The sequence below is a fragment of the Microbacterium sp. NPDC058342 genome, from assembly GCF_042723935.1.
In the GTDB taxonomy this organism is placed as follows: Bacteria; Actinomycetota; Actinomycetes; order Actinomycetales; family Microbacteriaceae; genus Microbacterium.
Window position 1 is genome coordinate 514,218 of sequence record NZ_JBHXID010000001.1, and the last position, 26,821, is coordinate 541,038.

A 26,821-nucleotide genomic window follows, 5' to 3' on the forward strand; every position below is an offset into this window, starting at 1 on the left:
CACCGGTGCCGGCCGCGCCTCCTGGGAGGCCGCCGAACGCTACTTCTTTCCGAACAGCCCGCCCAGGACGTCGCCGATCACGTTGCCGCCCTGCGACGACGACCCCGACGAGCCCCCGAACATGCCGCCGAGGCCGCCGAGGATGTCACCCAGCCCGCCGCCCGACGACGGGCTCTGCTGACCGCCGCCGAGCAGGCCGCCCAGGATGTCGCCGATGCCCCCGCCGCCGTCCCCGGTGCCCTTGCCCTTGGTCGCCTTCGCGATGAGGCCCATGACGATGGGCGCGAGGATCGGCAGCAGCTTGCCGAAGTCGATGCCGCCGGCCGTCTTCTCCGACGTCGTGAGGCGGTCGATGACGTCCTGCTGCTTGTCGCCGAAGACGTGCTTGACGATCTTCCCGCCGTCGGCCTGGTCCACGTCGTCGACCTTCGACGCCCCGCTGAAGCCGTCGTGCCGGTTCAACGCCTGCTCGATCGCCGACGACCCCTCCGGGGTCTCGGCGTTCTTCGCCAGGCCGCCGAGCAGGGCTGCACCGCCCTCCTGCACCGCCTGGCGGGCGACATCCTGACTCACGCCGAACTTCTCCGCGATGTCGTCGATCGGCACCTGCTTGAGGATCTCGTCGAGGTTCATGTGTTCCTTCCCCGCGGGCATCCACCCGCTTCACGGCTCACAGTAGTGCGGATGCCAAGGCGCCACGACCTAAAATCGACCTATGCGCGCAGCGGACATCTCAGCAGACCTCGCCCAGATCCTCGTCACGGAGGAGGAGATCCACGCCAAGCTCGATGAGCTCGCCGCGCGCGTGGCATCCGACTACGAGGGCAAGGACCTGATCCTCGTGGGCGTGCTCAAGGGCGCGGTGATGGTGATGGCCGACTTCGCGCGCTCGCTGCCGTTCCATGCGCCGATGGACTGGATGGCGGTGTCCAGCTACGGCGCGAGCACAAAGTCCAGCGGCGTGGTGCAGATCCGCAAGGACCTCGACACCGACCTGAACGGCAAGCACGTGCTCATCGTCGAGGACATCATCGACTCCGGTCTGACGCTGAGCTGGCTGCTGGAGAACTTCGAGTCCCGCGGCGCGGAGTCGATCGAGGTGCTCGCCCTGCTGCGCAAGCCCGAGGCGGCGAAGGTGGAGATCGACTGCAAGTACGTCGGGTTCGACATCCCCGTCGAATTCGTCGTCGGCTACGGACTCGACTACGCCGAGCGCTACCGAAACCTGCGCGACGTCGCCGTGCTCGCCCCGCACGTCTACAGCTGAGGAGCGTTCGGCGCAGCACGCCGGCAGCCGTCCCGCGGCGTACGCCGTGGGTGAACGCACAGCGGCCCGCTAGGGCCCGGGCGGTACGCTGAACGCATCATGGATGTCAAGAAGGTCTCCCGGAATCCGCTGATCTACGTCGCGCTGATCGGTGTGCTGCTGTTCGCCGGCTTCCTGCTGATCTCGAACCTGTCGGCGCCCAAGCAGATCACCGTGCAGCAGGGCCTCGAGCTGCTCGACGGCAAGACGGTGACGCAGGCGGTCAACACCGACGGCGACCAGCGCGTGGACCTCACGCTCTCGAAGGAGTTCGAGGGCGCCAAGAACGTGCAGTTCTACTACGTCGAGGCTCGGGGCGACCAGGTCGTCGAGGCGATCGACAAGGCCACGCTCAAGGACGGATACAAGGACGTCGTGCCGCGTGCCACGTGGTTCGACGGATTCCTCTCCCTTCTTCTGCCGCTGGTGCTGCTGGGCCTGCTCTTCTGGTGGCTGCTCTCCTCGATGCAGGGCGGCGGCAGCAAGGTCATGCAGTTCGGCAAGTCCAAGGCCAAGCTGGTCAGCAAGGAGACCCCCACCGTCACCTTCGCCGACGTCGCCGGCGCCGACGAGGCCATCGAGGAGCTCCACGAGATCAAGGAGTTCCTGCAGGATCCCGCCAAGTTCCAGGCGATCGGCGCCCGCATCCCCAAGGGCGTGCTCCTGTACGGCCCTCCCGGAACCGGCAAGACCCTCCTGGCCCGCGCCGTCGCCGGCGAGGCAGGGGCGCCCTTCTACTCCATCTCCGGGTCGGACTTCGTCGAGATGTTCGTCGGCGTCGGAGCATCCCGTGTGCGCGACCTGTTCAACCAGGCCAAGGAGAACGCCCCGGCGATCATCTTCATCGACGAGATCGACGCCGTCGGTCGTCACCGCGGCGCCGGCATGGGCGGTGGAAACGACGAGCGCGAGCAGACGCTGAACCAGATGCTCGTCGAGATGGACGGCTTCGACCCGAACGCGAACGTCATCGTCATCGCCGCGACCAACCGCCCCGACATCCTCGACCCGGCGCTGCTGCGCCCCGGCCGCTTCGACCGCCAGATCGGCGTCGATGCGCCCGACCTGAAGGGCCGGCAGAAGATCCTCGAGGTGCACGCCAAGGGCAAGCCGCTGTCGAAGTCGGTCGAGCTCGAGGTCGTGGCCCGCAAGACGCCGGGCTTCACCGGCGCCGACCTCGCGAACGTGCTGAACGAGGCCGCGCTGCTGACCGCCCGCTCGAACGCGCAGCTGATCGACAACCGCGCGCTCGACGAGGCCATCGATCGCGTCATCGCCGGTCCGCAGCGCCGCACGCGCGTGATGAAGGACCGCGAGAAGCTCATCACCGCGTACCACGAGGGCGGGCATGCGCTCGCCGCCGCGGCGATGAACCACACCGATCCGGTCACCAAGATCACGATCCTGCCCCGCGGCAAGGCGCTCGGCTACACCATGGTGCTGCCGCTGGACGACAAGTACTCCGTCACCCGCAATGAGCTGCAGGATCAGCTCACCTACGCCATGGGCGGACGCGTCGCCGAGGAGCTCGTCTTCCACGACCCGACCACCGGCGCCTCGAACGACATCGAGAAGGCGACGAGCATCGCCCGCAAGATGGTCATCGAATACGGCATGACGGCCCAACTCGGACCGGTCAAGCTCGGCTCCGAGGGCGGCGAGCCCTTCGCCGGCCGCGACATGGGCCGTGGACGTGAGTACTCCGAGAGCATCGCCGAGCGCGTCGACACCGAGGTGCGCGCCCTGATCGAGCAGGCGCACAACGAGGCCTACCAGGTGATCAGTGAGAACCGTGACATCCTCGACCGCCTCGCGCTGGCGCTGCTCGAAGAGGAGACCCTCGACCACCACCAGATCGCCGAGATCTTCACCGAGGTGCGCAAGCTCCCCGAGCGCCCCCAGTGGCTCTCGAGCGAGGAGCGCCCGGTCTCGGCTCTGCCTCCCATCGAGGTGCCCGTGCGCCGCGACGAGGCGGCCGCCGCACAGGCGCCCGCCGAGTCCACGACCGCGCGCGCGGCCGGGCCGAAGGCCGCCGGCGGACAGGCCCGCCCGGCGACGGCGTGACGTGACCGTCGACAGGGCACGGGTCGAGCGGCTCACCCGCGAGCTGCTCGAGGCGATCGGCGAGGATCCGGCGCGCCCGGGACTCCGGCAGACCCCCGCGCGCATGGGCGAGCTGTACGCCGAGTTCTTCTCCGGCGTGGGCGAGGACCCCGCCGTGCACCTGGAGCGCACGATCAGCGTCTCGCACGGGCCCGCGCCCGACACGCTGCCCTCGGGCGCCGTGCTGCTGCGCGACATCCGCTTCCGCTCTGTGTGCGAGCACCACCTGCTGCCCTTCGCAGGGCTGGCGCACATCGCGTACCTCCCCGGTGAGCAGGTGGTCGGCCTGGGCGCACTCGTCAAGGTCGTCGAGACCCTCGCCGCCCGTCCCCAGGTGCAGGAGCGGCTGGGGGAGCAGGTGGCGGATGCGATCGCCGAGAACCTCGACACCCGCGGTGTGCTCGTCGTCCTCGACGCCTCGCACGGCTGCGTCACCATGCGCGGCGGCCGCCAGCCGCTGGCATCCACCCTCACCATCGCCGCGCGGGGCGAGCTCAGCGATCCGGCCGCGCGCGCCGAGCTCATCTCCCTCATCGGCGCCGCTGCACCGCATGCGCAGGAGCCGGGGCGATGACGGCCATCTGGGGCATCCTCAACGTCACCCCCGATTCGTTCAGCGACGGTGGTCGGTACGCCGAGACCGACACCGCCCTCGCCCGGGCGCACCTGCTGCGGGCCCAGGGCGCTGCTGTCATCGACGTGGGCGGGGAGTCCACTCGTCCCGGGGCGGAGCGAGTCAGCCCCGCGGTCGAGCAGGGCCGGGTGCTTCCGGTCATCGAGGAACTGACCGCGGCGGGCATCCCGACCTCGATCGACACGCTCAACGCCGACACGGCCGCCGCCGCCGTCCGCGCGGGTGCGCGCATCGTCAACGACGTCTCCGGCGGCCTCGCCGACGAGGGGATGCTGGCGGCGGTGGCCGATCTCGACGCCGACATCGCGATCGGTCACTGGCGCGGCCCCTCGTCCGACATGTACGCCCGCGCACAGTACGCGCGGGTCGCACGCGAGGTGGCGGGCGAGCTGCGCGAGCGGGTGGAGGCGGCCGCGGTCGCCGGCATCGCACCGGCGCGGATCATCGTCGATCCCGGCGTCGGGTTCGCCAAGAGCGGGCGGCAGAACTGGGACGTGCTCGGCGGGCTCGAGGAGGTCGTCGCACTCGGACACCGTGTGCTCGTGGGCACGTCGCGCAAGCGCTTCCTCGCCGACGCCCTGACCTCCGCCGCGGCCGATGAGACCGTCGACGAGCGTCGCCGCGATCTTGCGACAGCCGTCACCAGCGTGCTCGCCGCGCGCGCCGGGGCTTGGGCCGTGCGGGTGCACGACGTGGCAGCCACACGAGACGCGCTGGCCGTCGCCCGCGCGTGGGACGGAGCCTGAGATGGACGCGCTCGACGAGATCGTGCTGACCGGCCTGACGGTGTTCGGCCGACACGGCGTCTTCGATTTCGAGCGTCGTGACGGGCAGGAGTTCACCATCGATCTCGCACTCGGGCTGTCGCTGCAGGCGGCGGCCGCCTCGGACGACGTCGCCGACACGGTGCATTACGGCGAAGTCGCCGAGCGCGTGTCCGCGATCGTCGCGGGGGAGCCGGTGAATCTCATCGAGACGCTCGCCCAGCGCATCGCCGACGCGGTGCTGGAGGACGAGCGGGTGCGCGCGGTGCGCGTGACCGTGCACAAGCCGCACGCGCCGATCATCCAGACCTTCTCGGACGTGGCGGTCACCGTGAACCGGTGGCGGGCATGACCCGGTTCCGCCTGCCCCAGCCGCCGGATCCGCGGCCCGGCCGCGATCCGCAGGTGGCCGTGATCGCCCTGGGGTCGAACGAAGGCGACCGGGGCGAGACGCTCCGAGCCGCCGCGGAGCGGCTGCGCCGGCTGCCGCTGGTCGACCGGTTCGTCATGTCGGAGCCCGTCGAGACGGTCGCTGTGAAGGCCGACGGACCGGACCCGGATGCCCCGCCCTACCTGAACGCCGTCGCGCTCATGACCACCAGGCTCGCCCCGCAGGTGCTGCTCGGCATGCTGCACGCCGTCGAGGAGGAGCAGGGGCGGGTGCGCCGCGAGCGGTGGGGGGACCGCACCCTCGATCTCGACCTGATCGCCTACGGCGACTTCCGCAGCGACGCGGAGCACCTGATGGTGCCGCATCCGCGCGCCGCGGAACGGTTGTTCGTGCTGGAACCGTGGCTGAGCGTCGACCCGGATGCCGTGCTCCCCGGCGCCGGGCGCGTCGACGACCTCGTGCGCGCCCTGAGGGCGGACCCGTGAGACGCACCTCGATCGGCGCCCTGGTCGTGCTCGCCGTGCTCTCGGCGGGAGCCGGCTACGGGTTCGATCAGGTGCTCACGATGACCGGGCGCGCGACCTTCACGCCATCGGTGTTCCTGCCGGTGCTGCTCGTGCTGCTCGCCGTGGCCGTGCTCGCACTGGCGTGGCCGGTTCGTCGCAGCGTGCGCGGGGGCAAGCGCATCGACCCGTTCCGGGCGCTGCGCGCTTCGACCCTCGCCCGGGCATCCAGCCTGCTCGGAGCGATCCTGGCGGGATTCGCGATCGGACTGCTCGTGTTCCTCTCCACACGACCGGTGCCCGCGCCGGTAGGGTCGACAGTGGCGATGATCGCCCTGATCGTCGGTGCGCTTGTGCTGATCGGGGCCGCGCTGGCCGCCGAACAGTTCTGCACTCTGCCGAAGGATCCTGATGAACGAGAGCCCGACGACCCCGCCGCGTGATCCGAACGGATTCGGAGCGCCCGTACCCCCGGTGCCGCCGATCGCCCCGCCGGCCCCGCCCGTGCCCGTTCCCGCCGAACAGCAGGCCGCGGATGCCGTGAGCCGGCCGACGCCGCCGCCGGCCGCCCCCGCCCCACCCGCTCCCGGGACCCCGGCTCCGGCCGCATCGGCGCCGGCCGCACCCGAGGCGGCGGCCGCGCTGGACGAGGGCACCTACCGCGAGCTGCGCACTCCGCGCAGCAGCGGCGCGCTCGCCCTCGACGGGACGTGGCACCAGATCTCCCCGCGCTACGTCGTCTCGCAGTTCGTGCAGAACGCGATCCTCATCGCGTTCGTGGTGGCCGCCGCGCTCATCGTGGGACTCGTGCTCGACCAGTCCTGGGTGTGGATCCCCGCCGGGGCGATCACCCTGATCACGCTCCTGACACTGGTCATCCTCCCGAGGCAGGCGAAGGCGCTGGGATACATGCTGCGCGCCGACGACGTGGTGTTCCGCAAGGGCATCCTCTGGCAGCGGATCGTGGCCGTGCCCTACGGGCGCATGCAGCTGGTCGACATCACCCAGGGACCGCTCGACCGCACCTTCGGCATCTCGCAGCTGAAGATGGTCACAGCCGCGGCGACCACCGGCGTGCAGATTCCCGGACTCACCCAGGCCGCCGCCGAGGCGCTGCGCGACACTCTCATCGAGGTCGCCGAGACCCGCCGGACCGGGCTGTGAGCACGCCCGCACCGCACGGCGCCCCCGCAGCCGAGCCGGCCACGGTGCTGCCCGAGGGCGGCTCGTCGTCGCTCGCCGACGGCGAATGGCACCGGATGCATCCGCTGACGCCTCTGTTCAAGGGCGGACTGGCGCTGATCGTCGTCGCGGGAATCGTGATCTCGAACAGGCGCGACAAGGTCGTCAACTGGCTGGTGGCGATCTTCGCACCGCGGGAGGCCGACTACGTCGACTACGGGGGCGGCGACCCGGTGGACTGGGTCGTGTCCAACAACATGGTCGTCGTCGCCCTCCTGATCGTGCTGGGCGTGGTGATCGTCTTCATCGCGGCGTTCTGGTTCGTGTGGCGCTTCCAGCAGTTCCGCATCACCGGCGACCACGTCGAGGTGCGCAAGGGCTTGATCTTCCGCTCGCACCGCCGTGCTCCGCTCGATCGCGTGCAGGGCGTCAACCTGACCCGCCCCTTCCCCGCGCGCCTGATCGGCCTCGCCAAGCTCGAGGTGGTCGGCGCCGGCACCGACGCGAACGTGCCCCTGGAATACCTCGCCACCGTGCGCGCCGAGTCGGTGCGCGCAGACATCCTGCGCCTGGCATCCGGCGCCCGCGCGGCGCGCGAGCAGGGGCGCTCCGGAGCACCCGCGCCGACGACCGGCACCTCACCGCTCGCGGGCTCGGTGAACGCAGGTGTCTCCGGCCTGATCATGGGCGTCGACCTCGCCGATGTCGCACCCGAGAGCGTCGTGAAGATTCCCACAGGCCGGCTCGTCGGCTCCCAGCTGATCCACGCGGTGCTCTGGCTGGTGTTCTTCGGTGCCATTCTCGCCGTGTCGATGGGAGGCATCCTGATCGGCGCCGTCCAGGACGGCGATGCCGAGGTCGGTCTCATCTCGATCGGTGCGGGGCTGGCCATCGGCATCCCCATGCTGCTCGCCTTGATCGCGATCACCTGGACGCAGATCTCCAAGTCGCTGCGCTACTCGATCGCCCCCACCCCCGACGGTGTGCGGATCACCTACGGACTGCTGACCACGGTCACCGAGACGCTGCCGCCCGGGCGCATCTTCGCCGTCGAGGTGTCGCAGTCGCTGCTGTGGCGTCCGTTCGGATGGTGGACGATCAAGATCAACCGGATGAGCGGCAAGAGCGCCGCCCAGCAGCAGAACGGCAACGCCCAGCAGTTCAACACGGTGCTGCCCGTCGGCAAGCGCGCCGACGTCGAGCGTGTGCTCGCCCTGGTGCTGCCGGATGCCCCGCGCAGCGACATCCCCCTCGTCTGGGAGCACGGCATCCTCGGCCCCGTCCAGGGCGACCCGTACCGCAGCATCCCCCGGCGTGCCTGGTGGCGCCGTCCCCTGTCGTGGAGACGGCACGGGTACGCACTGACCGAGTACGGCGTGCTGATGCGGCGCGGCGTGCTCTGGCGCAAGCTCGCGGTGTTCCCGCTCGCCCGCCTGCAGGGCCTCTCGATCGGCCAGGGGCCCATCGACCGGATGCAGGGCGTCGCGCACGCGCAGATCCACTCCATCACGGGGCCGATCTCGGGCGTGCTCTCGGGCCTCGAGCGCGCGGATGCGATCGCACTGCTCGACGAGGCGAGCAGCGCCGCAGCCCTCGCTGCAGCGCGCGACCATTCCCACCGCTGGGGCGAGCACGCCGCCACCCAGCCTGCGCCGGCACCGCCCTTCGCTTCCGCACCGACCATGCCCGCGCCTCCCGCCGCGCCTCCGGCGGGTCCTACGGCACCGCCGGCCTGGCGGCCGCCTTCTCCTTCCGCGGCGCCGACCGCGCCTCCGGCTCCTGCGCCCAGCACGCGTCCGGCCGCCCCGCCGCCCGCGGGGCCGTCCGCGCCTCCGCCACCCGCCCCGTGACGAGGATGCGGGCATGAACCGGGATGGGCGTCTCGGAATCGGCGTGATCGGAGCCGGACGCGTCGGCCCGGTCGTCGGCGCCGCGCTCGCCGGCGCGGGCCACGCCCTGACCGGCATCACCTCGGGTTCGGACGACGAACGGGCCGGTGCGGTGCTGCCCGGTGTGCCCGTGCTGGACGCGCTGGAAGTGGTGCGCCGCAGCGAGCTGGTCGTGATCGCCGTGCCGCATGAGGAGCTGCCAGGGCTCGTCAGCGGTATCGCGGAGCTCGGCGGATGGCAGATGGGTCAGCTGGTGCTGCACACCGATGCGAGTCATGGTGTCGAGGTGTTGCGGCCCGCGGCCGAACGCGGCGCGATCCCGCTGGCCGTGCACCCGGCGATCGCGTTCACGGGCACCACCATGGATCTGCGCCAGCTGCAGGCATCCTTCGCCGCGGTCACGGCGCCGGCAGCCGTGCTGCCCATCGCGCAGGCGCTCGCGGTGGAGATGGGCTGCGAACCCGTCGTCATCGCCGAGGACGACCGTCCGGCGTACGGCGAGGCGATCGCCACGGCATCCGAGTTCTCCCGCTCGATCGTCGGCCAGGCGACGTCGCTGCTGCGGGACGTCGGGGTCGACAACCCCGGCGGTTATCTGTCAGCGCTGGTCTCGTCGACCGTCGAGCAGGCTCTGCGCGAGGCATCCGGCCCCCTGGACCCGCCCGTCGGCCTCTGATCGCTCGCCCCGGCGTCCCCGTTCGTGGCGTGGATGGTCGCTTCGCGCGGGCTGCGAGCTTGGCGGGCTCGTCGATGTGGCGTGAATGGTTGCTTCGCGCGGTCGGATGCAACGATGTGCGCCACATCGGCGGGGTGGGTGGTGCGAGTGGGGCGGGGTGCGAGCCTGGCGGGCTCGTCGATGTGGCGTGAATGGTTGCTTCGCGCGGTCGGATGCGGCGATGTGCGCCACATCCTCGCGGCGGGTGGTGGGTGGTGCGAGTGGGTGCGGGGTGCGAGCCTGGCGGGCTCGTAGATGTGGCGTGAATGGTTGCTTCGTGCGGGGGGATGCGGCGATGTGCGCCACATCCGCGGGGTGGGTGGTGCGAGTGGGTCGGGGTGCGAACCAGGTCAGCGACCTCCGGAGAACCCTCCGCCGCCTCCGCCACCCGAGAAGCCGCCGCCTGTCGATCCGCCCGAGGAGCTCGGCGGGGTGTACGTCGCCGCCGCGTTCATGGACGAGGAATACGTCGACAGTCGTGAGCTGATCGACGTGCCGACGGCGACATCCATCCAGCCCGGGCTTCGGCCCGACGACGAGTACGTCGTCTCGAGGACCTTCGACCAGCTCTGCTCCTCGCCCAGCAGCATGGCGTAGGGGAGAAGCTTCTCGTACAGGTGCACGACGTCGACCGTGCCGTCGCTGCGCCGTTCGGCGCCCTGGTAAGACTGCAGCATCCGCAGCCGGTCGGCCTCGGCGACGCGGATGAATTCCTTCACCCCGAGCAGGTGCTCGTATCGCAGCGCACCCTCGTGCGTCAGCACGCTGTGCTTCCCGAAGGCGACGAACGAGGTGATCACGACGACCACGAAGGCGAGGATCATGGTGACGATCGACAGGCCGAACATCTCCCGGTCCTTCGTGGCCGACCAGATCACGAAGCCGAGGGTCGCGAGCAGCAGCGCGACGGAGAGCCAGCCGAACGTCATCGCCGCTCGGCTGCGCTCTGTGCTCATCCAGCCGCGGCCTGTCGCCTCCGCTCGTCCCTTCGCGGTGAGCTTCTCCATGCGCTTGGCGAACTTCGTGCTGGACCGGGGAATGGCGCGCACGGTCGCATCCCGCGGGAACAGCGACGTGAGCGCGGCCGCGTCGAGCGGGTCCGCGGCTCGGGCGCGGTCCAGCAGGCGCAGAGCCGGCCGCTTCTTGGCATCCGGTTCCTCCTCGAGCCGGACGGCGCCCTGCACGGCCAGATGCACCATCTGCGCCGGGACCGGGTTCGGGGCCCCCGGGACGAGCGGAGCCGCCGCCAGCGGGGGGAGGTCGGCCGGCACGTCGAACTGGGCGACGACGATCCCCGTCGCCGTCCGGCGCCGCCGCACCAGCGCGGCGAAGGATGCCCACACGCCGGCGGCCATCCCGATCGAGCCGAGTCCGACGAGGGCGGGGCCGAAGTCGGCGACCGGGTCAGGCATCCGCGCGGCGGGCTGCGTCACCGTGCCGGCCTCGAACCCGATCGCGACGGTGACGCCGTCGCCGGCAGCGCGGTCGCCCGAGGAGAACGTGAACGCTGCACCCTGCGACGTGGCGTCGGGACCGGCGAAAGTGCAGGGGTTCCGCTCCCCGGCGAAGCCCGCATAGCAGGCGACGTCACCGGTGAGTGCATCGGCCAGCTCGGGCGAGAACACGACGGCGGCGTCGAACCGGCCGATGGCCTGCGTGCTGTTCAGCGGCAGCAGATTCCAGTAGAACTCGTCGTTGCCCGTCTCGGTGCCGTGGATCATGACATCGCGCATCGTCGATTCGATGACATAGGTGGTCGACCCGTGCGCGTAGTCGTCGTTCCCGGTCAGCACGAGCAGCATGCCGTCCTCGGTCTCGGTCTCATACGGCACGTCGCGGCCGTCGGCATCCTGCACCGACACGATCTCGACGCCCAGCCCCGCACCGTTCAGCCGCTGCGGATAGCCGCGGATGATGCCCTTGTTCTGATCCGTGTCGGGGAACTCGGCCACCAGGGTCTCGGTCACGTGCGCGACCGTGCGCCCGCTCGCGTCGAGTGACACCTCGTAGCGGGAGTCCCAGGACGAGTAGGAGAAGTCGTCGACGTCGGCTGCTGCGCCGGCTGCGGGCAGCGCCCCGGCGAGCGCGCCGAGCGCGACGGTGAGGATGATGAGAAGACGCGCTCGTACGGGGGACCGATGCGTGCGGAGGTCGTATCGCATGTGTTCGAGGCTAACCCGACCCTCGCGCATCGCCCAGGCGCGGCGGGGACTCGCCGGTAGACTGTGAGGACTTTCTGCAAGGAGCCCCCACCCATGACTGACGCGTCTGCGCCGACCACCGCCGCTGCCCCCTCGACGGAGTCGGGGACCGAGGAGGAGAACGACGTCTTCGAGCAGAAGGCGGTTCGTCTGGCCAAGCGCGAGAAGCTGATCGCGGGGCGTGCGGATGCCGGGGGCGGGGCGTTCCCCGTCGGCGTGCCGGTGACCCACGCCATCCCGGCGCTGCGCGCGCAGTACGGTGAGCTCGAAGCGGGTGCCGAGACCGGCGAGACGGTGGGCGTCGCGGGCCGCGTGGTCTTCAGCCGCAACACGGGCAAGCTCTGCTTCGCCACTCTGCAGGCCGGCGACGGCTCGCGCATCCAGGCGATGGTCTCGCTCGCGAACGTGGGCGAGGAGTCGCTGGCGGCGTGGAAGGAGCTCGTCGACCTCGGAGATCACGTCTTCGTGCACGGGGAGGTCATCTCCAGCCGCCGCGGCGAGCTGTCGATCATGGCCGACGACTGGGCGATCGCGTCGAAGGCGATCCTGCCCCTGCCGAACGTGTACGGCGAGCTGAGCGAGGAGTCGCGCGTGCGCAGCCGCTTCCTCGATCTCATCGTCCGTGACCAGGCCCGCGTCACGGTGCGTGCCCGCGCCGCGGTGAACGCCAGTCTGCGCGCCACGTTCACGAGCCACGACTACCTCGAGGTGGAGACGCCCATGCTGCAGGTGCAGCACGGCGGCGCGTCCGCCCGCCCCTTCATCACGCACTCCAACGCGTTCGACACCGAGCTGTACCTGCGGATCGCCCCCGAGCTGTACCTGAAGCGCGCGGTCGTGGGCGGCATCGAGCGGGTGTACGAGATCAACCGCAACTTCCGCAACGAGGGCGCCGACTCCACGCATTCGCCCGAGTTCGCCATGCTCGAGGCCTACCAGGCCTACGGCGACTACAACCAGATGGCCGAGCTCACCCAGGAGCTCGTGCAGAACGCCGCCCTCGCGGTCGCGGGCTCGACCACCGTCACCTGGGCCGACGGCACCGAGTACGACCTCGGCGGCGAGTGGGACCGCATCTCGATGTACGACTCGCTGTCGGCGGCGTGCGGTCGCGCGGTGACGCCGCAGGACGCGGTGGAGGATCTGATCGCGTTCGCCGAGGCGAACGGGGTGGACATCCCGCCGCACGCGACCCACGGAAAGCTCGTCGAGGAGCTGTGGGAGCACTTCGTGAAGGGCGACCTCGTGCGCCCCACCTTCGTGATGGACTTCCCTGTCGACACGTCGCCGCTGGTGCGCGAGCACCGCTCGATCGATGGCGTCGTGGAGAAGTGGGACCTGTACGTCCGCGGGTTCGAGCTGGCCACCGGGTACTCCGAGCTGGTCGACCCGGTGATCCAGCGCGAGCGCTTCGTCGAGCAGGCGAAGCTCGCCGCGCGCGGCGATGTGGAGGCCATGCCCGTCGATGAGGAGTTCCTGCGCGCCCTCGAGCACGGCATGCCGCCTTCGGGAGGCATAGGCATGGGCATCGATCGTCTGCTCATGGCGGTGACGGGTCTGGGCATCCGCGAGACCATCCTCTTCCCGCTGGTCAAGTAGCAGGCGTCACGGCCGCCGCAGCGCCCATTCGGGCAGCACGGCGGCCGACAGCGTGCCGGCGATGAGCGACGCGAGCCCGTATTCCGGATCGATCTCTAGCGCCTGATCGACGTACTGCCCGGCCTGCGACGAGCGCCCCAGCGCCCAGGCGAGCCACGCGGCCGCGGTGAGGGCCGGCGCCTTGGCATGGCGCGGCGCCAGCGCGGCCGCGCGCCGGACCACCTGCAGGGCGCAGCCCAGGCGGTCGGAGTCGGGTCGCGGACCTCGACCGAGGAACACGTCGCCCACGGCGGGCGGGATCTCGGCACCCGCATCGGCGTAGTCCAGCTGGGCGCCCAGCGCGCGGCTTCCGAACTCCTCGTCGGTCGCCCACTGCACGAGGATCGCATCGCGCAGCACCGGACGGTTCAGGCACCACAGCAGGGCGGCGCACCCGTACGGGTCCTCGTCGTGGGGTGCGTCGAGAAGGTCCTCCGCGAACGCCGGCAGGTCATCGAGCAGAGTGTCGGCCACCACCAGTGTGAGCGGGTTCTCGCCGGAGGCGGGCCTGCTGCGACCGGTCCGGTGCCGGTCGAGCACCTCGTCCAGCTCGCGCAGCGCACGGCCGACACGCTCGCGCTGCACGAGGTCTGCGGCCGGCAGCTCTGCTCCCGCCGTCTGGTCACCGCTGACATCGCCGATGCCCGGGATGCCGGTCGGCGAGGGAATGTCTTCGAGGGGCAGGACGACCGGTTCCTCGTCGAGGTAGTCGCCCCACCCGTCGGGCGTGACGCAGAGCGCGTCCACCACGCGCAGGCCTGTCTGGGCGAGGACCTCGACCAGCGTCTCGACGACGGTCAGGTGGGGAAGCAGGATGCCGTCAGGCACCCGTTGCGGCGGAACGTCGGTGTAGACGACCACGGCCGCCGCATCGATCTCGCTCACCTGCAGGAGGGCGTGCAGAGCGGCTTCGGCGAACTCGTCGGGGTCGGATTCGGGAGAGGGCAGATCGACGCGCATGGCGCCGTAGGTGCGTGCGCCGTGGAACGGCAGCATCACGATGCTGCGCCGCGGCGTGAAGCCGGCCAGGGCCGGGACGAGGCCGAGGAGCTCGGCGGGATCTGTGGCGTGGATGATCGTGCTCATGTGAGGGAGTGTGCCCGTGCGCGGCGACGCTCGGACGGTGAGAACCCGGCACCTGTGCAGAGCAGGTCGATGGCGGCCGATTGTGGAGGGAGACTGACAGGAAGGCGGCGTACGATGGAGCCGTGGACAATTTCTGGGTCGCTGCGGCATGGTCCATCCTGCCGACCATCGGCGTGAGCGTGGTCTTCGTCGTGGTGCTGCGCGGCATCATGCGCTTCGACCGCACCGAACGCCGGGTGCACGCCCAGATCGAGGCGGAGGAGCGCGCGGCGCGGGGACTCCCGCCCAGGGCATCCTGATTCCCGGCCCTGCCGGAACGCTCGCGCTCGGCCGCACTGCCGGCTTTGTCGTGCGCTGCGGCTACTCTGATGCAGAGCGACGTCGTCGCGCGGGCGGGGAGGGGGTGCGATCGTGACCTTCGGGCTGGAATCCTGGCCGTGGTGGCTGGCGCTCGGCTACCTCATCATCGACCTCGCCGTCCGCATCGTCTCGATCATCGTCGTGCCCCGCAATCGGCGCCCGACCTCGGCGATGGCCTGGCTGCTCGCGATCTTCTTCATCCCCGTCGTGGGAGTGCTGCTGTTCCTGCTGATCGGCAATCCCAAGTTGCCCCGAGCACGACGGCGCAAGCAGGAGCGCATCAACGAGTACATCGCCGACACGGGCAGTCACCTGAACTTCGGCACGCTGCGTCCGGACGCGCCGGACTGGTTCCCGCCACTGGTCATGATGAACCAGCAGATGGGCGCGCTGCCCCTCGCCGGCGACAACGGGGCGCACCTGATCAGCGACTACCAGGAGTCGCTCGACGAGATGGCGGATGCGATCCGCGGTGCCGAGAGCTACGTGCACATCGAGTTCTACATCATGCAGTACGACGCGGCGACGGAGAACCTGTTCCACGCGCTGGAGCAGGCGGCCGCCCGGGGCATCCCGGTGCGCGTGCTGCTGGACTACTGGGCGAACCGCTGGAAGCCGCGATACCGCCAGACCATCCGCCGGCTGGAGAGGATGGGCGCCGACTGGCACCTGATGCTCCCCGTGCAGCCGCTGCGCGGCCGCATTCAGCGTCCGGACCTGCGCAATCACCGCAAGCTGCTCGTCGTCGACGGACGCGTCGGCTTCGTCGGCTCGCAGAACATCACCGACTCCTCCTACAACCTGCCCAAGAACATCCGCCAGGGGCTGCACTGGGTCGACCTGATGGTGCGCGTCGACGGGCCCGTCGTCGCGAGCCTCAACGCGGTGTTCCTCAGCGACTACTACGCCGAGACCGACCGGGTGCCCGAGGGCATCGACATCACCAGCGTGGAGTCGGGCACCGGAGATCTGGACTGCCAGATCGTCCCCTCGGGGCCCGGGTTCGAGGTCGAGAACAACCTGCGCCTGTTCCTCGGTCTGCTCTACGCGGCCAAGGACCGGATCATGATCGTCAGTCCGTACTTCGTGCCCGACGAGGCGCTGCTGCTCGCCGTCACGGCTGCGGTCGACCGGGGCGTGCAGGTGGAGCTGTTCGTGTCGGAGCAGGGCGATCAGGCGATGGTCTACCACGCGCAGCGCAGCTACTACGAGGCGCTGCTGCGCGCCGGCATCCGCATCTGGATGTATCCCAAGCCGTACATCCTGCACACCAAGAGCCTCACGATCGACGACCAGGTCGCGGTGATCGGCTCGAGCAACATGGACATGCGCTCATTCGGTCTGAACATGGAGGTCTCGATGCTCGTGCGCGGCGAGGAGTTCGTCGACGAGATGCGCGTCGTCGAGGACGAGTACCGTGCGCTCAGCCGCGAGCTCACGCTCGAGGAGTGGATGCAGCAGCCGCTGCGCTCCACCGTGCTCGACAACCTCGCCCGCCTCACCTCCGCCCTGCAGTGACGCGGCTTTGAGACGGATGCCCCGTCGCGGACACTGGGAGGTATGAGCCCTTCGCGTCTGGTCCCGTCCATCCTCGTGCTCGCCGGTGCGGTGATGCTCGCCGCCGGATGCTCGACCGCTCCCTCCTCGCCGGCACCGACGAGCACGGCGACCGGGTCCGGAGCATCCGGCCCGGCTCAGCCCGACGAGCGCAGCGCCGGCGACATCGAGGTCGCCTGGCTCGACGGAGGGCGCTCCTTCGCGGTCGTCACCTGGGGATCATCGAGCGCCGGCTGCCGTCCCGTCGCCGACGGGGTGACCGGGAAGGGTCAGAACGTCGACGTGACGCTGGCGGACCCCCCTGGCGATGCCGCAGAGGCCTGCACCGACGACCTCGTACCGAGGGCCGCGATCGTCGGCGTTCCGGAGGGAGTCGACGCCGCACAGGACGTCGAGGTGCGCGTGACCTACGGTGACGTGATCGACGACGAGAGCCTCGACGGCTTCGTCGGGGCCCTCGAACCGGGACTGTCGACCGGCGATCAGGGGCCCTCCGCCGGCTGGTTCGACGACCGCGGCCTGGTGCTGCTGACGTGGGGATCGTCTTCCTGCCAGCCGCAGGTCGAGAGGATCGAGCAGTCCGGCGCCGGGGCGACGGTGACCTTCGCCGACATCGACGGCGTGTGCACGATGGACTTCGCGCCGCGCACGACCGTCGTCGTGCTCGATCAGGAGCCTGCGGACGACGACTCGCCCTTCACGCTCACTCTGCAGGGCGGCGGGCTCGACGGGACCGTGGACGTGCTCGGCTGACCCGGGCGGCGCGGGTCAGAATCGTGACACGTCGTGTCCAGCGGGCAGGGCGATCGTGAGACCGCCCTGCTCGATGCGGCAGACGATGCGCACCGCGGTGCCGAGTTCGTCGCCGTCGAGCTCGATCGAGGTGGGCGCGACCATCGCGGCCTCAGCGCTGCCGGCGCGCAGATAGCGGATGGAGTTCTCCTTGCCGCGGCGATCCAGCACTCGGCGGCCCGCGCGCGTGCGGCGCAGCACGGAGTTGTCCCACCACACCTTCCGCCAGATGCCCAGCCACCCGAGCGGGCCGGTCGGCTGGATCACCGCGATGTCCATCGTCCCGTCGTCGAGCGAGGCATCCGGCATCAGCGCGATGCCCGCGGGCAGCGCGCCGCAGTTCGCGAACAGCATGCTGTGCACCTTCGCGGAGTGCAGCCGGCCATCGTCCAGCTGATACACGACGCGGAACGGCCGGGCGCCGGGGAGCGAGCGCGCGGCCCCGTCGAGATATGCCACCCAGCCGACGCTCCGCTTCAGATCCGGGCGCGTGTTGGCGATCATGTCGGCATCCAGCCCCATCCCGGCGAGCACGACGAAGGCATGCTCGGTCCGCGTGCCGTCCTCGCGGGTGAGCGCGGCCCAGCCGATGTCCACCCGATGGGTGAATCCGGTGAAGACCGACTCAATGACGCGATCGGGATCGAGCAACGGCAGCCCGAGGTTGCGCGCGAAGAGGTTGCCGGTGCCGCCGGGCACGACCGCGAACGGGATGCCGGTGCCGGCCATCGCCTCCGACACCGAGCGCACGGTGCCGTCGCCCCCCGCCGCGAGCACGGCAGAGGCGCCTTCGGCCAGTGCTCTGCGCGTGATCTCCTGGCCGGGATCCTCGATGCTCGTCTCGTAGAAGCGGGGCGGCGCCCAGCCATGCCGCTTCGAGAGGGACGTCAGCGAGGAGCGCAGGCGCCGGGCATCCACCTTCACCGGGTTGAGCACGAGAGCGGCGTGCGCGCTCTCGCTCCCGGATGCCGACATGCCGCCACTCTACGACCGAACCCCGCCGCGGGAGCGCATCGGGGCGACGGAGGCGTCAGGGCCGCTGGATAGACTTGCACAATGATCGATCTCGCCCTTCTCCGCGACGAGCCCGAGCTCGTCCGACGCTCACAGATCGCGCGCGGAAACGCGCCCGAAACCGTCGACGCGGCGATCGAGGCCGACCGATCGCGACGTGACGCACTCAGCCTGTTCGAGTCGCTGCGCGCCGAGCAGAACGCCTTCGGCAAGACCGTCGCCAAGGCGCCCAAGGACGAGAAGGCCGCGCTCGTCGCGCAGGCCAAGGAGCTCGCCGACCGCGTGAAGGCCGCTCAGCAGGCCGCCAACGAGGCGGCCGAGACGGCCGCATCCGCGTTGAACCGCATCGAGAACGTCGTCATCGACGGCGTCCCCGCAGGCGGCGAGGAGGACTTCGTCGAGCTGCGTCGCGTGGGTGAGGTCCCCCGCTTCGACTTCGAGCCGCGCGACCACCTCGAACTCGGTGAGTTGCTCGACGCCATCGACATGGAGCGGGGCGCGAAGGTCTCGGGCGCGCGCTTCTACTTCCTCAAGGGCATCGGCGCACGGCTCGAGATCGCGCTGATGAACCTGGCCCTCGACAAGGCGCTGCAGAACGGCTTCACGCCGATGATCGTGCCGACGCTCGTGCGCCCCGAGATCATGCAGGGCACCGGGTTCCTCGGCGAACACGCCGACGAGGTGTACCACCTCGACAAGGAGGACATGTACCTCGTCGGCACGAGCGAGGTGCCGCTCGCGGGGTACCACAAGGACGAGATCGTGGACCTGTCCGCCGGGGCCCTCCGCTACGCGGGCTGGTCCACCTGCTACCGCAGCGAGGCCGGGTCGCACGGCAAGGACACCCGCGGCATCATCCGCGTGCACCAGTTCAACAAGCTGGAGATGTTCGTCTACACCGCGCCCGAGGATGCCGAGGCCGAACACGAGCGCCTGGTCGCGCTGCAGGAGGAGATGCTGACAGCGCTCGGCCTGTCGTACCGCGTGATCGATGTCGCCGCCGGCGACCTGGGCTCCAGCGCTGCGCGCAAGTTCGACATCGAGGCCTGGGTGCCCACGCAGGGTGCATTCCGCGAGCTCACCTCGACCTCGAACTGCACGACGTACCAGGCCCGCCGTCTCGACGTGCGCTACCGGCCGGAGGCGGAGGATGGGGCTCAGGCGAAGACGCGCAACGTCGCCACGCTGAACGGTACGCTCGCCACCACCCGCTGGATCGTCGCGCTGCTCGAGACGCACCAGCAGCAGGACGGCTCGGTCACGGTGCCCGAAGTGCTGCGACCGTACCTGGGCGGCATCGAGGTGCTGCGACCGCGGGGATGGTCGGAGAACGCCATCGACGCACAGGGCGCCGAGTGAGCTTCCGCGGTCTCGTCGGCCTGGACATCGACGGCACGATCCTGCTGCAGGACGAGACGCTGAGCCCGCAGGTGCGCGAGGCCGTGGCCGAGGTGCGCGACGCCGGATACGAGGTGATGCTGGCCACGGGGCGCAGCTGGGGCGGCACGCGTCGTTACATCGAGGAGCTCGGCCTGACGGCCGAGTACGCGGTGTGCTCGAACGGGGCGGTCATCATGCGCCGCGTGGACGGCGAGTGGCAGCGGTGGCACGTCGAGGTGTTCGATCCTGCACCGGTGCTCGAGCTGCTGCGCGGCAGGCTGCCCGAGGCGCGCTACATGGTCGAGCTCGGCTCGGGACAACGTCTGTACACCGACGCCGTCGACGACTGGACGCTCGACGGGGGCTACGAGGTGGAGTTCGACGAGCTCGCCGAGCAGCCCGTCTCACGCATCGTCGTCGTCTCGCCGCAGCACGACGAGCAGGACTTCCAGCGGCTGGTGGCTGAGGCGGGACTGAACGAGGTCTCGTACGCCGTCGGGTGGACCGCCTGGCTGGACATCGCGCCGCACGGTGTCGACAAGGGCACGGCTCTGGAGCGGGTGCGCCAGCGCCTGGGCATGACGGGCGACACCGTCTTCGTCGCCGGCGACGGCCGCAACGACATCGGCATGTTCGGCTGGGCGCTCGCCGGGGGAGGGCGCGCGGTCGCGATGGGCCAGGCTCCTGACGAGGTGAAGGAGGCCGCCGGTGAGGAGACCACGCACGTCGAGGTCGGCGGGCTGGCCACGGCTCTGCGCACGCTCCTGCCGACGGCGTGACCGGGCGCGGCGAGCCAGGACGCGGCGCGGGGAGGAGCCAATCCAGGATCCGCCCAGGTGGGCACGTGAAAATGGGATGTCGGCGTGTTCGCGACCTCAGGGAACCGGATAGACTCGACGCCTGATCGTCCGGTGTGAACCGGGTGAGGAGGGTTGTCCGAGCGGCCGATGGAGCTGGTCTTGAAAACCAGTGGGCAGAGATGTCTCGTGGGTTCGAATCCCACACCCTCCGCGGAAAGTCCTGAAAGGCACTGAGTGAGCGAGTCCAGCAAGCGCCGGAACCCGGTCGCACGTCACGGTCAGCTGCGTTCCCCCGGAGCGACGGGTCAGCTGCTGAAACTGATCGGCATCGCCATGGCGGTCGTCCTGGTGAGCGGGATCGGCGTGGCCGGATTCGTCTTCGGCGGTCTGCTCGGCACCGTGAGCGCGAATGCTGTCGAGCTGGAGGACCAGAAGGAACTGCCGCCCGACATCGCCGCGTACGACGGCGGCTTCGACATCCTGCTCACGGGCGTGGACACCTGCGAGCCCAAGTACGCGCACCTGTTCAAGGAGCGCTGCACCGGCAAGGATGCCGGCGGCACCCTCAACGACGTGAACCTGCTCGTGCACGTGTCGGCCGAGCCGCGCCGGATCACGGCGGTCAGCTTTCCGCGCGACCTGATGATCCCGATCCCGGAGTGCGCGGACATCAATGGCAACACCCGCTCGGCGATGAGCAAGCAGCCGCTGAACGTGGCGTACGACCACGGCGGGGAGAAGGGCGGCCTGAACTGCGTCGCCAAGACCATCTCGGAGCTCACCGGTGAGGACATCGAGTTCGCGGCGAAGGTCACCTTCGGTGGCGTGATCGAGATCACGGATGCGATCGGCGGCGTCGACGTGTGCCTGGCGAACCCGATCCGCGACCGCTTCACCGGGTTGGACATGGCTGCGGGCGACCACACCATCAAGGGCCTGAAGGCTCTGCAGTTCCTGCGCACCCGGCACGGCGTCGGCGACGGCAGCGACCTGGGACGCATCGGCAACCAGCAGCAGTACATGTCGAGCCTGGTGCGCAAGCTCATCAGCGGTGAGGTGCTGGGCAACGTGGGCACCATGCTCAAGCTCGCCGACACCGGACTGAACAACGTCGAGGCATCCACGTCGCTCGCCGATCCGATGAAGATCGCGCAGATCGCGCTGGCCGTCAAGGACGTGCCGTTCGAGGACATCGTCTTCGTGCAGTACCCCACCGTCGACGACCCGTACGACCGCAACAAGGTCGTGCCGAACCAGGCGGCGGCGACGCAGCTCTGGGATGCCATCGCGGCCAACAAGCAGCTGCGGATCACGCACGAGAACACGAGCAACGACGGCGTGGTCGTCAAGGAGCCCGAAGCGGGCGAGACCACTGCGCCTACGCCCACGACGTCGGCGACGCCGTCGGACGACGTGGCCGAGCTCCCCTCGTCGATCCGCGGCACCTCCGCCGCTCAGCAGACCTGCTCGAACGGCAACGTGGGCCGCTGAGGTCGCCGAGCGACGATCGGACCAGGTCCCTCAGCGGATGGCTGAGTCGCCCCACAGGGTCGCGGTCGCGCGTCGATAGGCGGCCAACGGCTCGGTGTCGCCCGTTCCCGCCGACACCGCGGCATGTGTGGCCCAGTCGGGCATCTTGCCGGTGAGCACGCTCGCCGCCTGGCGCGCCATGCCGAGCGCGACGTACTCGGCGGGCTCGGGGAAGCCGACGGGTAGCGCGAACGTCGCGCGAGCGGCGTCCTGAAGCGCACGATATCGCGCACCGCCGCCGACGAACAGGGCCCGCGACCCCCGCACCCCTGCACGCTCGACTGCCGTACAGGCGTCGACGAGCGAGCAGACCACGCCTTCGACCGCAGCGCGCGCGAGCGCGGCCGGGGTGAGATTCCCCAGGGTGATCCCGAGGAGCGATCCGGTCGCGTCGGGAAGATTCGGCGTGCGCTCACCGGAGAGATACGGCACGAGGCGGAGCCCGTCGGATGCCCCTGAGGAGGCGAGTTCGTCGAACGCGACGTGGTCGACTCCCAGAAGCCTCGCGGTGGCGTCGAGCACGAGAGAGGCGTTCAGGGTGCAGGCGAGGGGGAGATACCGACCCGTCGCATCGGCGAAGCCGGCAACCAGACCGCTCGCATCGCGGGTGGGGATGTCGGAGACCGCGAAGACCGTGCCGGAGGTGCCCACCGACACGACCAGATCGCCGGTGCGAGCGCCGATCCCGAGCGCGGCCGCGGCGTTGTCGCCGGCACCCGGCCCGAGAACGGCCCCGGACGACGTCGTCCCGGCCCGCTCAGCCGGGCCGAGAACGCGAGGGAGGACGGGCATGCGTCCGAGAATCCCCTCGACGATGTCTTCGCGGTAGGTTCCCGTCTCGGCGTCGAAGTACCCGGTTCCCGAAGCGTCGGAGCGATCCGTGGTCAGCGCGTTCAGGTCGGCGCGGCCGGGCTCGTTGCCCGCCAGACGCCACGTGAGCCAGTCGTGAGGCAGACACACGGCCGCGATGCGAGCCGCGTTATCGGGTTCGTTGCGGGCGATCCAGGCGAGCTTGCTGACCGTGAACGAGGCGACCGGGACCAGCCCGGTGGCCTCCGCCCACCATCGCGCGCCGTCGTCGCCGCGCTCCCGGACCAGTCTGTCGGCGTCTCCCGCGGTGCGCGTGTCGTTCCACAGCAGCGCAGGTCGGATGACCGCGCCCTCGGCGTCGAGCACGACGCACCCGTGCTGCTGGCCGCCGACCGAGATCGCCGCGACATCGTCGATTCCTCCCGCTTCGGCGATCGCCTGCTGCAGGGCATCCCACCAAGCCTGCGGATCCACCTCGGTTCCGGAGGGGTGCGCGGCGCGGCCGGAGCGCACGACACGCCCGGTGTCGGCGTCGCAGATGACGACTTTGCAGGACTGCGTCGAGCTGTCGACGCCGGCGACGAGAGTCATACCCCTACTCTGCCAGGCCGTCCGGCGCCGCGAGGTCCGTCAGCGTCGTGTCAGCTAGGGTCACCGCTGACCCTCGCTGCGGCGGGTCCGGTCGCGGGTTCGCTCCTCGCCGCGCGAACGGTTATGCTTGCTACGCGCATCCGTCCTCGTGCCGGATGCCTGGAGACGTCGCATAGTCAGGCCTAGTGCACCACCCTGCTAAGGTGGAGTCCTCGCAAGGGGACCGAGGGTTCAAATCCCTCCGTCTCCGCCATTTTTCTGCTGGTCAGAGATGATTTTCCTTTCCCGTCTTGCTGTCCGGTAACCGGCTGTCGGCACAGGCTTGGCTGTCGGATCGGCTTTCTGCGTGTCATCCCGAGCGCGAGGCTGGTCCAGGTGTATCACTGCCTCGTGCTCGATCGTGAAATCGCCACGACCTTCGGCTGGGTCATCTCCTCGTAGGCGAATCGCACGCCTTCGCGCCCCATCGAACCGTATTTGCTCCCGCCGAACGGCATGGAGTCGAGTCGGTAGTCGGACGAGTCGTTGATCATCACACCGCCGGCGTCGATGGCGTCTGCGACCCGGAGTGCGCGATTCAGGTCGCTGGTGAAGACGCCGGCCTGCAGGGCGTAGTCGCTGTCGTTGGCGGCGAAGATCGCGGATCGTTCATCGTCGAACGGCTCCACGATGACGATCGGGGCGAAGACCTCCTCGTGCCAGAGGCGGCACGTGCGCGGAACGCCCGTCAGGACCGCGGGAGTCAGCACCGAGCCGTTCCGCTCTCCGCCCGTGAGCAGCGTGGCTCCGTCAGCGACGGCTTCCTGGATTTTCGCGCACGCGGTCTCCGCCGCCTGCGCGCTGATCATCGGGCCGACGTCCGTGGCGTCGAGTCGGGGATTCCCCGAGAGGAGACTGTCGGCCGCGGCGACGAACTCCTTCAGGAAGGCGGGGAAGACGGATCGCTGCACGAGGATGCGTTGCGCGCCGATGCAGTTCTGCCCCGCCGCCCAGAAGGAACCCGAGACCGCAGCCTCGATGGCGAGGTCGAGATCAGCGTCCTCGAACACGAGGACGGGCGCGTTGCCGCCGAGTTCCATGGCGAGCTTCTTGATGCCGGCGGAGGCGGCGATGGCCTGACCGGTAGCGAAACCGCCTGTGAACGAGACCATGCGCACATTCCTCGCCCGAACCAGGGCCTGCGCCACGTGCCGGTTTCCTCGCACGACCGTGACGACGTTCTCGGGGAGCCCCGACTCGTAGAGCAGATCGACGAGGAGCTGCGCGGTGAGGGGAGTCTGCTGCGCGGGCTTCAACAGCACCGCGTTGCCGCCAGCGAGAGCCGGACCGAGCTTGTGTGCCACGAGGTTCAGCGCGTCGTTGTAAGGGGTTATGGCGACGATCAGGCCGAGCGGCTCACGTGAGTACCACCCCAGACGGTTCTCGTCACCGGGAAAGGAGTCGAAGGGAATGACCTCGCCGGCGTTGCGTCGCGCCTCCGCCGCGGAGAGGAGAAGCGTGTTGACCGCGCGGGAGACCTCTTTCCGTGCCTGGCGGATGGTCTTCCCTGCTTCCGAGACGATGAGCTGCGACACGCTCTCCGAGCGCTCGCGCAGCAGTGCCGCAGCGCCTTCCAGGATCGTTGCACGCCGGTGACGCGGGAGCGCGGCCGCGGTCGCTGTGGCCGACTGGGTGACGTCCAGCGCGTCCAGGGCCTGTTCGACCGTGAACGAGGGGAGAGTGGCGATCTCCGCGCCGGTGAACTTGTCGACGACCACCAGGTCGTCGTGCGTGGGGGCGGCGAGTACGTCAGGCATCGATTTTCTCCTTCTCGTGTGAGTGGATGGCGATGATGTCGGTGATCAGCGCGAAGGCCGTCTCGATGCGACCGGCTCCGGGGCCGGTGATCGTGACCGTTCCCAGCAGGTCGGTCTCGAACGAGACGGCGTTGGTTGCGCCGGGGACATGGGCCAGCGGGTGGTCAGCCCCGACCGCCTGCGGAACGACATCCGCGACGACCCGGCCGTCCTCTGTCCGACGGGCGGAGCCGATGAGCTTGTAGCGTTTCCCCTCGCGTGCGGCGTCGACGATGTCGTCCGCCGTGAGGCCGCTGATCCCGGTCGTGTCGACATCGGCGGGCGAGATGCCGGCGCTGAGCAGTTCGTTCGCGAGGATCGCCACCTTCAGCTGCACATCGGATCCGCCGATGTCTGCAGTCGGATCGGCCTCCGCGTAGCCTTCGGCCTGCGCTTCCGCGACAGAGCTCTCCAGCGAGAGCCCGGCCTCCATGCGGCCGATCACGTAGTTCGAGGTGCCGTTCAACACCCCCTGGAAGCCGCGGATCGACAGGCCGACGAGCTGATCGCGTGCGAGCCCGAGCACCGGGGTCCCGCTGAGCACGGTCCCTTCGTAAGCGAACAGGGCGCCGTTGTCCGCGGCGAGCCTCGTGAGCGCCTCGCCGTGGAACGCGACCGGACCCTTGTTCGTCGTCGTCACGCTCTTTCCTGATTCCAATGCCCAACGCACGTGAGACGCTGCCGGCTCGCCGTCGATCCGGTCCGTGAACGTAGCCTCGACGACGACGTCTGCGGGGCTGTCCCGGATGACGCGCTCATTGTCGGCGGTCGCGGACCCACCGGCGAACGACGCGAACGTCGTGCCGCGGGGCAAGGACAGCACTGTCCCCAGGTCAATGCCTTCGCTCTGAACGAGCGATCCCATCAGCAGATCGGTGATCGCGACGACCTTGAGCCCGAAGCCCAGGGGCGCGAAGCGGGCCGGATCCTCGACGATGAGCTGGGCGAGAGCACGGTTGACGCCGCCGAAGCCGATGAGTGCCAGGTTGTACGTGCGCATCTCTGCATACTCCTTCGTGAGCGGGATGATGCTCCCACTATCACTCCGCGGCTGTACCGCCCCCTACGGCCGAAACGACCGAGGAGCATGCCGATTCGGCGGTGTCTCGGGGTGCGCGCTGCCGAACGGTCCGCGGAGGAGCCACACACTCCGCCTCTCGCACCGCCGGCGTCCGACCCTCGTCAGGAAGATCCTGGGATCAGAACCTGCGGTTCGTCGTCGTGCGCAACGACATCGCCGTGGTGATGTTCCGCACCCCGGGGAGGGCCGCGATCATCGTCCAGACCTCGCGTAGACGTTCGGGATCCGCGGCCTCGACCCGCACGATGAGATCGAGTTCTCCCGTGACCACGTCACTCAGGACGACTTCTGGAATCGCGTCGATGGCGGTGATGACGTCGACACCGCGCACGCGGTCATGACGGTCGATGAGCAGCGTCGCGCTGACACGAGGCTGTTCACCGGGGTGCCGCTCGGAGATCGTGTACCCCAGGATGTGCTCATCCCGTTCGAGGCGCCTGATCCGCTGACTCACGGCATTGCGGGAGAGATGGACCATCGCACCGAGCCGGGCCAGGCTCACCCGCGCGTCGGCGCGGAGCTCCGAGAGGATCTGGCGATTGATCGCGTCGAGCTCACGCATGGTTCTACTGGTGCCTCTCCTGGTCGTAGCGGACAGAAGGATGCCGGTCCATCGGAACTCGGGTTCAGAACGTGCTCACAGACGTATCTTGACACGA

Annotated in this window: 25 protein-coding genes and 2 tRNA genes; 19 read left to right on the plus strand and 8 right to left on the minus strand. The window is 69.8% G+C overall.

The features are described from left to right. Positions 1-39: 39 nt before the first annotated feature. Positions 40-633 carry a DUF937 domain-containing protein gene (locus ACFWHT_RS02250; RefSeq protein WP_378825065.1) on the minus strand — a complete coding sequence of 198 codons (594 nt, stop codon included), beginning with the start codon at positions 631-633 and terminating at the stop codon, positions 40-42. 82 nt (positions 634-715) lie between these two features. On the opposite strand from ACFWHT_RS02250, the gene hpt reads away from it, so the two are divergent. The 10 genes from hpt (at position 716) to ACFWHT_RS02300 (ending at position 9,448) form a co-directional block, all read left to right on the plus strand. Beyond that, positions 716-1,267, plus strand: coding sequence for a hypoxanthine phosphoribosyltransferase (hpt, locus tag ACFWHT_RS02255; RefSeq protein WP_378825068.1), 552 nt, complete (start codon positions 716-718; stop codon positions 1,265-1,267). A 99-nt stretch (positions 1,268-1,366) separates the two neighbouring features. Continuing rightward, positions 1,367-3,370, plus strand: a complete 2,004-nt coding sequence (gene ftsH, locus ACFWHT_RS02260) for an ATP-dependent zinc metalloprotease FtsH (RefSeq protein ID WP_378825070.1) — start codon at positions 1,367-1,369, stop codon at positions 3,368-3,370. Between the two features lies 1 nt (position 3,371). Next, positions 3,372-3,983 (plus strand): GTP cyclohydrolase I, encoded by a 612-nt coding sequence (folE, locus tag ACFWHT_RS02265; RefSeq protein WP_378825072.1) that lies wholly within the window; start codon positions 3,372-3,374, stop codon positions 3,981-3,983. After that, positions 3,980-4,789 carry a dihydropteroate synthase gene (folP, locus tag ACFWHT_RS02270; protein ID WP_378825074.1) on the plus strand — a complete coding sequence of 270 codons (810 nt, stop codon included), beginning with the start codon at positions 3,980-3,982 and terminating at the stop codon, positions 4,787-4,789. The genes folE and folP overlap by 4 nt, the downstream gene beginning before the upstream one ends. A gap of 1 nt (position 4,790) precedes the next feature. Next, on the plus strand, positions 4,791-5,159 hold the full coding sequence (folB, locus tag ACFWHT_RS02275) for a dihydroneopterin aldolase (protein WP_378825076.1): 369 nt from the start codon (positions 4,791-4,793) through the stop codon (positions 5,157-5,159). Continuing rightward, positions 5,156-5,683: a 2-amino-4-hydroxy-6-hydroxymethyldihydropteridine diphosphokinase gene (gene folK, locus ACFWHT_RS02280; RefSeq protein ID WP_378827863.1), complete on the plus strand. Its 528-nt coding sequence runs from the start codon at positions 5,156-5,158 to the stop codon at positions 5,681-5,683. Before folB ends, folK begins: the two co-directional genes overlap by 4 nt. Beyond that, on the plus strand, positions 5,680-6,144 hold the full coding sequence (locus ACFWHT_RS02285) for a DUF3180 domain-containing protein (protein WP_378825077.1): 465 nt from the start codon (positions 5,680-5,682) through the stop codon (positions 6,142-6,144). The genes folK and ACFWHT_RS02285 overlap by 4 nt, the downstream gene beginning before the upstream one ends. After that, complete coding sequence (locus ACFWHT_RS02290; protein ID WP_378825079.1) at positions 6,113-6,865, plus strand: PH domain-containing protein; 753 nt, start codon at positions 6,113-6,115, stop codon at positions 6,863-6,865. Before ACFWHT_RS02285 ends, ACFWHT_RS02290 begins: the two co-directional genes overlap by 32 nt. After that, positions 6,862-8,733, plus strand: a complete 1,872-nt coding sequence (locus tag ACFWHT_RS02295; RefSeq protein ID WP_378825081.1) for a PH domain-containing protein — start codon at positions 6,862-6,864, stop codon at positions 8,731-8,733. Before ACFWHT_RS02290 ends, ACFWHT_RS02295 begins: the two co-directional genes overlap by 4 nt. A gap of 13 nt (positions 8,734-8,746) precedes the next feature. Beyond that, positions 8,747-9,448, plus strand: a complete 702-nt coding sequence (locus tag ACFWHT_RS02300) for a DUF2520 domain-containing protein (protein WP_378825083.1) — start codon at positions 8,747-8,749, stop codon at positions 9,446-9,448. A 389-nt stretch (positions 9,449-9,837) separates the two neighbouring features. On the opposite strand, the gene ACFWHT_RS02305 is transcribed toward ACFWHT_RS02300, so the two are convergent. After that, entirely contained in the window at positions 9,838-11,649 is a 1,812-nt protein-coding gene (locus ACFWHT_RS02305) for a DUF2207 domain-containing protein (protein ID WP_378825085.1), read from the minus strand. Positions 11,650-11,742: 93 nt separating this feature from the next. Between ACFWHT_RS02305 and lysS the strand changes: the two genes are divergently transcribed. Then, positions 11,743-13,287, plus strand: a complete 1,545-nt coding sequence (gene lysS / locus ACFWHT_RS02310) for a lysine--tRNA ligase (protein ID WP_378825087.1) — start codon at positions 11,743-11,745, stop codon at positions 13,285-13,287. A 6-nt stretch (positions 13,288-13,293) separates the two neighbouring features. On the opposite strand, the gene ACFWHT_RS02315 is transcribed toward lysS, so the two are convergent. Beyond that, positions 13,294-14,412 (minus strand): DUF4192 family protein, encoded by a 1,119-nt coding sequence (locus ACFWHT_RS02315; protein WP_378825088.1) that lies wholly within the window; start codon positions 14,410-14,412, stop codon positions 13,294-13,296. 122 nt (positions 14,413-14,534) lie between these two features. On the opposite strand from ACFWHT_RS02315, the gene ACFWHT_RS02320 reads away from it, so the two are divergent. The 3 genes from ACFWHT_RS02320 to ACFWHT_RS02330 all read left to right on the plus strand — a co-directional run bounded on the left by ACFWHT_RS02320 (position 14,535) and on the right by ACFWHT_RS02330 (position 17,082). Beyond that, entirely contained in the window at positions 14,535-14,711 is a 177-nt protein-coding gene (locus tag ACFWHT_RS02320; protein WP_378825090.1) for a hypothetical protein, read from the plus strand. 109 nt (positions 14,712-14,820) lie between these two features. After that, complete coding sequence (gene cls, locus ACFWHT_RS02325) at positions 14,821-16,290, plus strand: cardiolipin synthase (RefSeq protein WP_378827864.1); 1,470 nt, start codon at positions 14,821-14,823, stop codon at positions 16,288-16,290. Between the two features lie 42 nt (positions 16,291-16,332). Further along, positions 16,333-17,082 (plus strand): hypothetical protein, encoded by a 750-nt coding sequence (locus ACFWHT_RS02330; protein ID WP_378825091.1) that lies wholly within the window; start codon positions 16,333-16,335, stop codon positions 17,080-17,082. 15 nt (positions 17,083-17,097) lie between these two features. On the opposite strand, the gene ACFWHT_RS02335 is transcribed toward ACFWHT_RS02330, so the two are convergent. Continuing rightward, the gene (locus tag ACFWHT_RS02335) at positions 17,098-18,096 is read right to left on the minus strand and encodes a diacylglycerol/lipid kinase family protein (RefSeq protein WP_378825093.1); all 999 of its coding nucleotides are present in this window, start codon (positions 18,094-18,096) and stop codon (positions 17,098-17,100) included. Positions 18,097-18,177: 81 nt separating this feature from the next. On the opposite strand from ACFWHT_RS02335, the gene serS reads away from it, so the two are divergent. The 4 genes from serS (at position 18,178) to ACFWHT_RS02355 (ending at position 21,806) form a co-directional block, all read left to right on the plus strand. Then, positions 18,178-19,494: a serine--tRNA ligase gene (gene serS / locus ACFWHT_RS02340; protein WP_378825096.1), complete on the plus strand. Its 1,317-nt coding sequence runs from the start codon at positions 18,178-18,180 to the stop codon at positions 19,492-19,494. Continuing rightward, the gene (locus ACFWHT_RS02345) at positions 19,491-20,294 is read left to right on the plus strand and encodes an HAD family hydrolase (protein ID WP_378825098.1); all 804 of its coding nucleotides are present in this window, start codon (positions 19,491-19,493) and stop codon (positions 20,292-20,294) included. Before serS ends, ACFWHT_RS02345 begins: the two co-directional genes overlap by 4 nt. A gap of 147 nt (positions 20,295-20,441) precedes the next feature. After that, positions 20,442-20,526, plus strand: a tRNA-Ser gene (locus tag ACFWHT_RS02350). A gap of 23 nt (positions 20,527-20,549) precedes the next feature. Further along, entirely contained in the window at positions 20,550-21,806 is a 1,257-nt protein-coding gene (locus ACFWHT_RS02355) for an LCP family protein (RefSeq protein ID WP_378825100.1), read from the plus strand. A gap of 30 nt (positions 21,807-21,836) precedes the next feature. Here ACFWHT_RS02355 and ACFWHT_RS02360 read toward each other — a convergent pair whose 3' ends face one another. Beyond that, a complete protein-coding gene (locus ACFWHT_RS02360; RefSeq protein ID WP_378825102.1) occupies positions 21,837-23,246 on the minus strand; it encodes a xylulokinase in 1,410 nt (469 codons plus the stop codon). A 161-nt stretch (positions 23,247-23,407) separates the two neighbouring features. Here ACFWHT_RS02360 and ACFWHT_RS02365 point away from each other — a divergent pair. After that, positions 23,408-23,499: transfer RNA gene (locus ACFWHT_RS02365), tRNA-Ser, on the plus strand. A gap of 127 nt (positions 23,500-23,626) precedes the next feature. On the opposite strand, the gene ACFWHT_RS02370 is transcribed toward ACFWHT_RS02365, so the two are convergent. The 3 genes from ACFWHT_RS02370 to ACFWHT_RS02380 form a co-directional block, all read right to left on the minus strand. Continuing rightward, a complete protein-coding gene (locus ACFWHT_RS02370) occupies positions 23,627-25,042 on the minus strand; it encodes an aldehyde dehydrogenase family protein (RefSeq protein WP_378825104.1) in 1,416 nt (471 codons plus the stop codon). Further along, positions 25,035-26,081: a homoserine dehydrogenase gene (locus ACFWHT_RS02375; protein WP_378825106.1), complete on the minus strand. Its 1,047-nt coding sequence runs from the start codon at positions 26,079-26,081 to the stop codon at positions 25,035-25,037. Before ACFWHT_RS02375 ends, ACFWHT_RS02370 begins: the two co-directional genes overlap by 8 nt. Before the next feature lie 199 nt (positions 26,082-26,280). Continuing rightward, the gene (locus ACFWHT_RS02380) at positions 26,281-26,724 is read right to left on the minus strand and encodes an Lrp/AsnC family transcriptional regulator (RefSeq protein WP_378825108.1); all 444 of its coding nucleotides are present in this window, start codon (positions 26,722-26,724) and stop codon (positions 26,281-26,283) included. Positions 26,725-26,821 lie beyond the last annotated feature (97 nt).